The sequence below is a fragment of the Sphingopyxis sp. 2PD genome (assembly GCF_005503695.1).
Lineage (GTDB): Bacteria > Pseudomonadota > Alphaproteobacteria > Sphingomonadales > Sphingomonadaceae > Sphingopyxis.
In genome coordinates this window covers 18,212-28,242 of sequence record NZ_SCMU01000036.1, presented here as the reverse complement: position 1 = coordinate 28,242, position 10,031 = coordinate 18,212, and the positions used below count along the sequence as shown (strand labels likewise).

The following is a 10,031-nucleotide window of genomic DNA, read 5'->3' as shown; positions in this document are numbered from 1 at the left end:
CCGCTGCGCACCCAATGAGTGAAACCGCCAGCATAACGACGGTCACCTTTGATCTCATTTTGAAGTAGATCGGGGACATTAGCTGGCCTCTCCCAGTTGATGAGGGCTGCCAAGGCGCGAACGCTCCTCGTCGAAACCCTTCCAAAGCTCGCTCAACGCTGCTTCCTCGCTGATGTTACCCGCCGCTGCATATCCGGCTGCGGCCGTATGCAGGCATTCGACCAAAAGCGAACCAAGCAGTGCGGGCGAAGGTACGACGTCGGGTGCCACCAGAACGAAGGACCGGTCCGCCGAGACCCAAAATCGGGCGATCTCGCGATATTGCTCACCCAGTCCTTCGTGACCGGCCAACGGTATCGAGTGAGGATGTTCCGGTCGCCGACCGAACATCACGCGGCCTCGCGCGGGCGTACCGTGCGGAACTCGATCTTCTTGTCATAGGGGGCGCCCACGATCATCCGCTTCACATAGATGCCGGGCAGGTGGATCGCGTCGGGGTCGAGGCTGCCCACCGGCACGATTTCCTCGACCTCGGCGACGCAGATCTTCGCCGCGGTCGCCATCGGCGCGTTGAAATTGCGCGCGGTCTTGCGGAAGATCAGGTTGCCGCTCTCGTCGGCCTTCCACCCCTTGATGATCGCGAGATCGGCAAAGATTCCGCGCTCCAGGATATAATCCTGCCCATCGAAATTCTTGACCTCCTTGCCCTCGGCCACCGCCGTGCCGACCCCGGTCTTGGTGTAAAAGCCGGGAATGCCCGCGCCGCCGGCGCGGCAGCGTTCGGCCAGCGTCCCCTGCGGACAGAATTCGACCTCAAGCTCGCCCGCCAGATATTGCCGCTCGAATTCCTTGTTCTCGCCGACATAGGAGCTGATCATCTTTTTGACCTGCCGGGTGCGCAGCAGCTTGCCGAGCCCTTCGCCGTCGATCCCGGCGTTGTTGCTGGCGATGGTCAGGTTTTTCGTTCCCGCGTCGCGGATGGCATCGATCAGGCGTTCGGGAATGCCGCACAGGCCAAAGCCTCCGGCGCAAATGTGCATGCCGTCAAAGAGCAGGCCTTCGAGTGCGGCTGCGGCGTCGGAATATTGCTTGCTCGCCATGTCGGGCTCCCTTGTCCAATTTTCGGCGCGACCTTGGCGTATTTGATCCATCAATTCTAATTGTTCAAATTTTGGATTATACATAGGCGATGTCTATTAATCGCGTTGCGCTCTATCATCTCGAAACGCTGCTGTGGATCGACCGGCTGGGAACCTTTTCCGCCGCCGCCGAGCGGCTTAACACGACCCAGCCGACGGTGTCGGCGCGGATGCGCGAGCTGGAGCAGCGCCTGGGGACGGCGCTGTTCCGACGCGACGGCCGCACGATGTCGCTGACCGCAGCGGGGCGCAAGCTGGTGCGTGATTGCGATCCGCTGCTACGCGACATGCAATATGCGCTGCTCGGCAGCGGCGGTTATGGCGAGGCGAGCGGGGTGGTGCGGATCGGCGCGGGCGAGATCGCCGCGGCAAGCTGCCTGCCCGGCTTTGTGGCCGGGCTGAAAGCCGACATGCCGCAAGTCGGGCTGGAGATCGAAATCGACCTCACCGCGAACCTGATCCAGCAATTGCTGACCGGGCGGACCGACATCGCCTTTGCTGCCGGACCGATCGCGCATCCGGCACTGAAGACCAGCCCGATCGGTGATGTCCAGCTGGTGTGGCTGGCCAGCCCGGGGATTGCCGCGGCGTTTGCGGGCGGCGATACCGGCTTGCCCGTCTGGTCGCTCGCCAGCCATTCGCCGATCCATGGCCGGATGCGCGAGGCGATCGCAGCATCGCGCATCGCGCAAAAGTCGCTGAACCTGTGCAACAACGCGCGCACGATGATCGATATCGCAAAAGCGGGCGGGGGGATCGGAATTTTTCCGCAACCGATGGTGCGCGGCGAGATCGCGACCGGCGCGCTCGCGCTGCTCGATGGCATGCCGGCGCTGGCGCCGGTCGAGTTTCAGGTGGCGATGCGCGTCGCTGATACCGAACCGGTGCTGACGCAAATCTTTGCCCGCGCGGCGAAGCTTGATCTGGCCGAGGAGGGTGTTTGAACCGGGCGGCGGGTTGGGGCCGGGAGCAGCTGTTCAATCCAGTCTCCGTTCGTATCGAGCGAAGTCGAGATACGCGTGGCTTGGCGTGGGCCTTCGGCGTGGCTCGACTTCGCTCGACACGAACGGAGGTAGGAGATGGTCTGGAGTCCACCCCAAAGCCGACTAGCTATCCACAGCCCCACCAACCTTTCCGCTTTCGGCTGCCCCTCGCTCCGCCTATAGCGCGCCATGCTCCTTTCAGACCGTGTCCTGTTCCTCGACGGCGAAGCCCTCGTGATCGACAAGCCCGCGGGCCTGCCCGTCGATGCGCCGCGCGACGGCAGCCTCAGCCTTGAAAATCATCTCGATTCGCTCCGTTTCGGGTTCAAACGCTGGCCGCTCGCAGTCCACCGGCTCGACCGCGACACCTCGGGCTGCCTGCTACTCGCCCGCAACCCCAAGGCGCATGGGCGTTTCACCCGCGCGTTCGAGGATCGCGAGGTCGATAAGCAATATCTGGCGATCGTCGACGGCGTGCCTGACGCCGACCGCGGCACGATCAACCTGCCGCTGAGCAAGGTATCGACCGCCGAGGACGGCTGGCGGATGGTCGGCGACCCGAAAGGCAAGCCGTCGATTTCGCATTGGGAAAAGCTGGCCGTCGTGGGCGAGCGGAGTTTGCTGCGTTTTCGCCCCGAAACTGGCCGCACGCATCAAATTCGCGTCCATGCGCTCGAAGGCCTGGGCTTCGCTCTGGTCGGCGATCCCGTTTACGGTCGCGGCGGCACCAAGACACGCACCCTTCTCCACGCCGAACGGCTGGTGCTAAAACGTGACGTCAAGCCGCCAGTAATTGCCGAGGCGCCCTTCCCCGACAGCTTCATCGCGTTGGGATTTGCCGCGCCGGAGGGAGCCGCCCCGACCCGTGGCTGAGATCCCCGAAAGCGCGATTTCGGAGAAGTTTCTCGCCGGGACGGGGCCGGGCGGGCAGAATGTCAACAAGGTCGCGACCGCGTGCCAGCTGCGCGTCAACGTCTATGCGCTGGGGCTCGCCCCCGATGCCTATAAGCGCTTGAAAACGCTGGCCGGCAGCCGGATGACGAGCGAGGGCGAACTGATAATTCTGGCGCGCCGCTATCGCACACAGGAAGCCAACCGCACCGACGCGCGCGCGCGCCTGTCCGAGCTGATCGACGCCGCGCTGGTCCGCCCCGAGCGCCGCATCAAGACCAAACCGAGCAAGGCCGCCAAGGCGCGCCGCGTCGACAGCAAGAAAGCGCGCAGCAGTATCAAGGCCGGGCGCGGACGGGTGCGCAGTCCAGAGTAAACGGCATGTTTACGATCCTGCGCTAGATGGCTCCGGACCAAGCGAGCGGAGCGGTACATGGGCGAGATCGTGAAATCGGTATTGATGGGGCTCGGCTGCCTCAGCATCATGAGCTTTGTCGGTTGCAGCATGATGGGCGCCGGCGTGATGGTCGCCGCCGATCGCGCCGCCGACGCGGCGCGCGATGAGCAACGCTCTGAAACCGGTCAGAAATCCCCCTGGGATAAGTAACCGACAAGCGACCGATTGACAGCCACCTTGTCCAGCGCGATCGCGAGGCGGTGACCAGCCTCTACCGCCTCGACGCCCCCGCCGCCGCGATTGCCGCGGCCTTTGCTGCCGAGGCGGGCGACGATCCGTGGAGCGGCGATTATGTCGCGCCCGCGCGGCCCGCGCCGGTGATCGCCAGCGACGGTCGCGGCGGCGCGCGCCGCTTTCTGCGCCCGAAATTGTGGGGCGTCCCGCCTCCGCCGCGCGGCGACCGGCCCGTGACGCACGTCCGCAACCTCGCCAGCCCGTTCTGGATCGGGACATTGCGCCATGCCGAACTGCGCTGCCTGATCCCGGCCACCGCCTTTGCCGAATGGTCAGGGCCAGCAGGCGCGCGCCGCCAGCATTGGTTTTCAATCCCGTCGCAGCCCATTTTCGCCTTTGCCGGGATCCATCGCGATGGCGAAGATTGGCCCTGTTTTGCAATGCTTACGACCGACCCCAACCGACTGATCGATCGGTATCAGCCACACGCGATGCCGGTGATCCTGCACCCCGACCAGCATGCTACCTGGCTGAGCGGCGAATGGCGCGATGCGGTCGCGCTCGCGGTGCCCTTTCCGGCGCAGTTGATGACGGTGACCGATAGCCCGCCAATGTAAGCGAAATTCACCATATCTCTTCACTTCGAGGTAACCACCGGCGCGCTAAAAGCTCCGGAATGAACACATAAGAACTGGGACCAAAGCAGTGTTGGGCAATCGCATTATCGAAACCAAACGACCCGCCGTCACCGGTCGCCGCGCCGAGCGCGCACCGGTGCAGGCGCGAGCGCGCTACCGCGAGGCCGGGTTGAACCCCTTCGACGTCGAACTGTTCGATCTGTCGTCGACCGGATTTCGCATGGTGACCTTTTTCCGGCCGCAGATCGGCAAGCATATCTGGGTCAACCTGCCGGGACTGCAACCGATCGAAGCCGTCGTCCGCCGCGCCGACGGCAACAGCTATGGGTGTGAATTCATCCACCCGCTGCACCCGTCGGTGGCGAAGCATTTGCAGGTCAAGCTGCGCCAGAGTTGAACGCTCCTCCCTGTCGCGCAGCGACGGGGGGACACGGGCCTCAGCCTGTCGGCTTCTCCGACTTGTTCAGAATATGTTTCCATTCGGCGGGCGTCACGCGTCCGACCGACAGCCGCGACTGACGGATCAGGTCCATATCGGCAAGCTTCGGATCAGCCTTGATCGCGGCCAGCGTCACCGGATGCTTGAGCGCCCGCACCGGTTCGACGCGCACCACCACCCACGGCGAGCCTTCTTCGGCGGTCGGATCGGGGAACGCCGTTTCGGTGATGCGCATGATCCCGACGCATTCCTTGCCGATATTGCTGTGGTAAAACAGCGCTTCGTCGCCAACCCGCATCGCTTTCAGGTTCAGCTTGGCGGTGTGATTGCGCACCCCATCCCAGATGCCGGTGCCTTCGCGCACCAGCTGCTCCCACGGATAGGCGTCGGGTTCGGATTTCATCAGCCAATATTGCTTGCTCATGGACAGCGGCTTAGCCGAGCCGCAGGCGCGGCGGAAGGCGCCTTTTTTCCTTTCGCTGCGACGCGGCAGCGCCTAAATCTGATTCATGTCAAAGACGCGCCGGCGGCCCTTCGCCATGGCGTGCCACAGCACCAACATATTGGACCTTACAGCATGACCGCCGCCGTTCCCGTCATTTCCATGTCGTTGCCCGCCGAAAAATTCGCTGCGGAATTCGGCGCATCGTTCGAACGCTTCGGCTTTGCGATGATCACCGATCATGGCATCGACGCCGCGCTGATCGACGATGCCTGGGCGAAGGCGAAGGATTTCTTTGCATTGCCCGAAGAGGTCAAGCGCACCTATCATATCCCCGGTGGTGGCGGCGCGCGCGGTTATACGCCGTTCGGGACCGAGATCGCCAAGGGCGCGAAGGAAGTCGACCTCAAGGAATTCTGGCACGTCGGGCGCGACCTGCCCGCAGGACACCGGCTGGCGGCGCAGCAGCCAAACAATGTCTGGCCCGCCGAGGTCGAGGGCTTCCGCGCCGTCTATGAAAAATTGTTCGCCGAGTTCGACCGCGTCGGCGGCCAGCTCTTGTCGGGCATCGCAAGCTATCTTGGCCTCGCGCCCGATTTCTTCGACGACACGGTGCTCGACGGCAATAGCGTGATGCGTCTGCTCCACTATCCGCCGGTTGCGGCCCCTGCCAAGGGCATCCGCGCCGAGGCGCATGAGGATATCAACACGATCACGTTGCTGCTGGGTGCAGAGGAAGCGGGGCTCGAAATCCTCGACAAGGACGGCAGCTGGCTACCGGTCAGCCCGCCGCCCGGCGCGATGGCGGTCAATGTCGGCGACATGCTGCAACGGCTGACCAACAACAAGCTGCCGTCGACCACCCACCGCGTGCGCAACCCCGACGAAGGCCGCGCGAGCGTGGCGCGCTATTCGATGCCGTTTTTCCTCCACTTCCGCTCGGACTATCCGATCGAGACGCTGGAAAGCTGCATCGATGATGCGCATCCGAACCTGTACCCGACGCCGATTACGGCGGACGACTATTTGCAGGAGCGGTTGCGGGAGATTGGGTTGAAGAAGTAGGCGGCGTTTCCAAACATCCTTTGCAATCGATGCATCGCGATGCCGAAATTTGACTGATCAATTCGCCCGCGATGTCATCCACCGAGAACCAACGCACCAAGCCCTACCGGAGCGTTGCGCGCGACAAGTCTAAAGTGGCTGCAACTGTCAGGCCGGTCGCTGCGAGCAAAGCCAATAGCGCCGCCGATGGCGATTGATTATTCGACAGCGCTCGGAACGGCATGACCCAGGGAAACCAGTCGGCTTTCCCCGTATTTGTCATTGCGACGGCGATCGCGACCATCGTGCCTGTGATGCCGGACGCCAGTGGAACGACGAAGTTTGCAAATCGCATTGCTACCCACATCTGGATCACCACAAGTGGCGCCGAAGCCGCCAGGATCATGGGTGTTTTGTCCAGCAGTTGCATCCAGGGGAAATTGTCCGGGGGAACATTGCCGCTTAAGGCAATTCCTCCAGATGCGCCTATCGCCGTCAAGACCAGCATTAGGACCATCATCCCGACCGCACCCGAGATGCCGACAAACATTTTCGCAAGAAAAATCGAATATTTGTGAACCGGAAGCGCGAACATGCTTTCCCAGCCATTGGCGCGATACTCAATCTGACCCAATAAGGTTGCGAAGGCGGCTATCGCCATCGGCATCAGAAACGTGACCCAGATGGGCAGCGCAAACTGAAAATAAATAATCTGCCACGTCATCAGACGATCCGATGTCGATACCGCAAGCAGAGCCATAACGGCCGGCAGCGCGGGCGCGAGGATTGCCAGCAGAATAGCCAATGACCCGCTGAGTTTGCGATATTCGACGCCCAGATGGTGCCTCACGCTGCACCTCCTGCCAATTGCTCACTGCGGGCCGCCAAGTCCTGGTAGAGATTTTCCAGACTTCGGGGGCGTGCGAAAATCGAACTGACATTAAAGTCCGCCTCGACGAGCAAGCGATTGATTCGCGCTCGTCGTTCCGCGCAGCCCGCTGCCTCCCCGCCCGCGACAATCAGCGTTTCATCGCTCATTTCCGCTCGGAAGCCGTAATGGCCAAGCAGGGTCGCGGCGCCGGGTAGGTCGGTCGTTTCGATGACGAGGTCACGTCCTCCACTCAACAAGCCTGCCAGATTGCCCTCTGCCACGATCCGGCCATCGCGAACGATCGCGACATGGTCGGCAACATGCTCAACTTCGCTCAACAGGTGGCTCGATAATATTACCGTGCCGCCGATCCTTTGCGGCAGATCGGCGATTAACGTCCGGATTTCAGCAATGCCATCAGGGTCGAGTCCATTAGTGGGCTCATCCAAAACCAACAGCCTGGGTCGGCCCAGCAACGCTTTTGCCAAGGCCAGCCGTTGCTTCATGCCGAGCGAATAGGTGCGCGCAAGGCGGCTCGACGCGCCGCGCATGCCGGTAATTTCCAAAACTTCGTCAACAGCGCTGTCGGCCACGCGCATCATTCTTGCATGAAGCTCAAGATTTACACGTCCAGACAAATGGCCGTAGAGCGCCGGTTCTTCGATGAACGAACCTACCCGTGCCAGCGCCGACCGCCGGTTTCGCGCAATATCATGGCCGAACAGCTCGACTCGTCCGCCGTCGGCGGGAAGCAGACCCAGGATGAGGCGCATGAGCGTCGTTTTGCCGGCCCCGTTCGGCCCAAGCAGCCCGAACACGCTGTGCTGGGAAATGAGCAGTGAAATTCCATCGATGACCCGCCGCCCAGCCATGAGTTTCGTCAGCTCTTCGACTTCGACGGCGTACATTTCGTTGGGTCCTTTGCGCTGCACGTCTCACGGCGGCCCGGATTTCGTTCAAGACTCGCCGTGTTGGGGCAGGCAAAGTGATTGGCAATCGCGCTCAACGCACCGGTACGATTTGTTTTCTTTCGCGGACGGAACAAAAACGAGCCACGAAAGGGATCACCGCCCCTTCCAATAATCAAACACCCCCTGTTGCTGCTCGCGAATGAACCGCGCCGCCGCGCCGCCCTCCCACGGGCCGTCGTAGCCGAGCAGCAGCGCGGTGCCGCCGACCCACCAGCCCTGCCCGGGCAGCCGGTCGCTTTCGCGCACCACCAGCACCGCAAGGTCGGGTTCGCCGTCGAGCGCGCAGAGGCGGTCGACCTCGGCCAATGTCTTGCATACCGCGCGCATCTTGGGCCGGGTGAAGCGGAAGCCCAAGTCGCCGAGCAGTTCGGAATAGCTGACTGCGCGGCCGTCGCGCGCGGCTTCGGTCAGGATCGCGCGGATACGCGGGGCGTCGCCGAGCGCGCTGGCGTCGGCGGCAACCGTATCGGCCCCTAACCCTTCGTCTTTGGCGGCCATGGAATGAACCCTGACGTGCGCGCGACATAGGCCGCATAGTCGGGCCGCGTCTTGTGCAACCCCTTTTCGAGCAACGCCTTGCCCGACCATTTGGTGAGCGTGAAGGTCAGGAACAGCGGACCGATCACGCTGGCGAGCGCGACCCACGGGCCGATGTCGGCGGCGATCAGCCACAGTCCCCACCAGGTCAGCGCGTCGCCGAAATAATTGGGATGGCGCGTGTAGCGCCAGAGCCCGGTGTCGAGCACCTGCCCCTTGTTCGCGGGATTCTTGCGGAACGCATCGAGCTGTGCATCGCCGATCGTCTCGAACGCGATGCCGATCAGAGCGGCGACGACGCCGACGATCGCGAGAATGCCGACGCCGTCCGCCGCCGCGCCGCCGCTCGCCCGAATGCCGATCTGCGCCGGCAGGCAAGTGATGAACAGCAAGGGCGCCTGCGTCAGGAACACGGTGAGCAGCGCGGTCTTGGCCCAGCTCCAGCGCTTCGTTTCCATCGTTCGCGCCAGAATCTTGGTATAGCGCGGATCCTCGCCATGTTTAACCCAGCGGACGGTCAGATGGATGGCGAGCCGCAGCCCCCACAAGCTGGTCAGCCCCAGCAATAGCTGGGCGTGCAGCGCGTCGAACCCCGCTTGCCACGCGGCGCCCCACGCCAGCAGCACCATGCCGAATGCCCAGAAGGCGTCGATGAACGACACGTCGCGGATCGCCACTGATATCGCCCACAGGATCAGGATCACCCCCAGCAGTCCGGCAAAATTGATCGCCAGCAGCAACAGCAGGTCGGTCATGCGCGCATCTCCAATTCGGGGCCGTCGTCGCCGACAATATCGTCGATCGAGCGCACCGCGCGCTCGGGAAATTTCGGGATGCAGGTGCGATAGACCTCGAGCACCTTCAGCATATCGGCGCGAAAATCGCCGCTCGGCCAGATCAGCGGGCCTAGCCCGCCGGTCTTGGTTTCATAATCCATCATGCCGACGACCATCGGCACCTTCGCCGCCATGGCGATCTGGTAAAAGCCGGTGCGCCATTTCTGGGTCTTGCCGCGCGTCCCCTCGGGCGCGACGGTCAGCATGAATTCGGTGCGGCGCGCGAACTCGTCGACCATCTGCTGGACGACATTGCCGCCGCCGCGTCGGTCGACCGCGACGCCGCCCATCTGGCGGATGAAGCCGCCGAGCGGCCAGCGGAACAGCGACAGTTTCGCCATGAAATGCGGCCGGATTTTCAGATCGGCGGTGAGCCCCAGGAAATTGACGAAGTCCCAATTGCTGGTGTGCGGCGCCGCGATCAGGATGAAGCGGCGCGGTTCGGGTACGACGCCGACGGCCTTCCAGCCACGGATGCGGTACATCGCCAGCAGCAAGCGCCGCACAAAGCGTGCCACCGGACCCGGCGGTTCATCGATGATGGCTGTCACGCACTCTCCTCTACCCGGCGCACGGCTTGCGCGAAAGATCGGGGCTTCGCAAGAGGGC

Annotated in this window: 14 protein-coding genes; 7 read left to right on the top strand and 7 right to left on the bottom strand. The window is 63.1% G+C overall.

Annotated elements, in window-relative coordinates; translation table 11 throughout:
* Positions 1 to 389: 389 nt before the first annotated feature.
* Entirely contained in the window at positions 390 to 1,100 is a 711-nt protein-coding gene (locus tag FFS18_RS16095) for a CoA transferase subunit A (protein ID WP_137871629.1), read from the bottom strand.
* Positions 1,101 to 1,189: 89 nt separating this feature from the next.
* Here FFS18_RS16095 and FFS18_RS16090 point away from each other — a divergent pair, with 89 nt between their 5' ends.
* The 6 genes from FFS18_RS16090 (at position 1,190) to FFS18_RS16070 (ending at position 4,679) form a co-directional block, all read left to right on the top strand.
* Positions 1,190 to 2,083 (top strand): LysR family transcriptional regulator, encoded by an 894-nt coding sequence (locus FFS18_RS16090; RefSeq protein ID WP_137871628.1) that lies wholly within the window; start codon positions 1,190 to 1,192, stop codon positions 2,081 to 2,083.
* Positions 2,084 to 2,311: 228 nt separating this feature from the next.
* A complete protein-coding gene (locus tag FFS18_RS16085) occupies positions 2,312 to 2,995 on the top strand; it encodes an RluA family pseudouridine synthase (protein WP_137871627.1) in 684 nt (227 codons plus the stop codon).
* Positions 2,988 to 3,389, top strand: a complete 402-nt coding sequence (gene arfB, locus FFS18_RS16080) for an alternative ribosome rescue aminoacyl-tRNA hydrolase ArfB (protein ID WP_120215345.1) — start codon at positions 2,988 to 2,990, stop codon at positions 3,387 to 3,389. The genes FFS18_RS16085 and arfB overlap by 8 nt, the downstream gene beginning before the upstream one ends.
* A 57-nt stretch (positions 3,390 to 3,446) precedes the next feature.
* A complete protein-coding gene (locus FFS18_RS17540) occupies positions 3,447 to 3,620 on the top strand; it encodes a hypothetical protein (RefSeq protein WP_168453730.1) in 174 nt (57 codons plus the stop codon).
* A gap of 50 nt (positions 3,621 to 3,670) precedes the next feature.
* Positions 3,671 to 4,261 (top strand): SOS response-associated peptidase family protein, encoded by a 591-nt coding sequence (locus FFS18_RS16075; RefSeq protein ID WP_137871626.1) that lies wholly within the window; start codon positions 3,671 to 3,673, stop codon positions 4,259 to 4,261.
* Between the two features lie 88 nt (positions 4,262 to 4,349).
* Complete coding sequence (locus tag FFS18_RS16070; RefSeq protein WP_171005341.1) at positions 4,350 to 4,679, top strand: PilZ domain-containing protein; 330 nt, start codon at positions 4,350 to 4,352, stop codon at positions 4,677 to 4,679.
* 40 nt (positions 4,680 to 4,719) lie between these two features.
* On the opposite strand, the gene FFS18_RS16065 is transcribed toward FFS18_RS16070, so the two are convergent.
* Complete coding sequence (locus FFS18_RS16065) at positions 4,720 to 5,145, bottom strand: EVE domain-containing protein (protein WP_120215342.1); 426 nt, start codon at positions 5,143 to 5,145, stop codon at positions 4,720 to 4,722.
* Positions 5,146 to 5,298: 153 nt separating this feature from the next.
* On the opposite strand from FFS18_RS16065, the gene FFS18_RS16060 reads away from it, so the two are divergent.
* The gene (locus tag FFS18_RS16060) at positions 5,299 to 6,228 is read left to right on the top strand and encodes an isopenicillin N synthase family dioxygenase (RefSeq protein ID WP_137871625.1); all 930 of its coding nucleotides are present in this window, start codon (positions 5,299 to 5,301) and stop codon (positions 6,226 to 6,228) included.
* 103 nt (positions 6,229 to 6,331) lie between these two features.
* Here FFS18_RS16060 and FFS18_RS16055 read toward each other — a convergent pair whose 3' ends face one another.
* The 5 genes from FFS18_RS16055 to FFS18_RS16035 form a co-directional block, all read right to left on the bottom strand.
* Positions 6,332 to 7,057: an ABC transporter permease gene (locus FFS18_RS16055; protein ID WP_171005340.1), complete on the bottom strand. Its 726-nt coding sequence runs from the start codon at positions 7,055 to 7,057 to the stop codon at positions 6,332 to 6,334.
* On the bottom strand, positions 7,054 to 7,986 hold the full coding sequence (locus tag FFS18_RS16050; RefSeq protein WP_137871623.1) for an ATP-binding cassette domain-containing protein: 933 nt from the start codon (positions 7,984 to 7,986) through the stop codon (positions 7,054 to 7,056). The genes FFS18_RS16055 and FFS18_RS16050 overlap by 4 nt, the downstream gene beginning before the upstream one ends.
* Positions 7,987 to 8,142: 156 nt before the next feature.
* On the bottom strand, positions 8,143 to 8,547 hold the full coding sequence (locus tag FFS18_RS16045; RefSeq protein WP_137871622.1) for a ribose-phosphate pyrophosphokinase: 405 nt from the start codon (positions 8,545 to 8,547) through the stop codon (positions 8,143 to 8,145).
* Positions 8,523 to 9,341, bottom strand: a complete 819-nt coding sequence (locus tag FFS18_RS16040) for a DUF1295 domain-containing protein (protein WP_137871621.1) — start codon at positions 9,339 to 9,341, stop codon at positions 8,523 to 8,525. Before FFS18_RS16040 ends, FFS18_RS16045 begins: the two co-directional genes overlap by 25 nt.
* Entirely contained in the window at positions 9,338 to 9,973 is a 636-nt protein-coding gene (locus FFS18_RS16035) for a lysophospholipid acyltransferase family protein (protein ID WP_137871620.1), read from the bottom strand. Before FFS18_RS16035 ends, FFS18_RS16040 begins: the two co-directional genes overlap by 4 nt.
* Between the last annotated feature and the right edge of the window lie 58 nt (positions 9,974 to 10,031).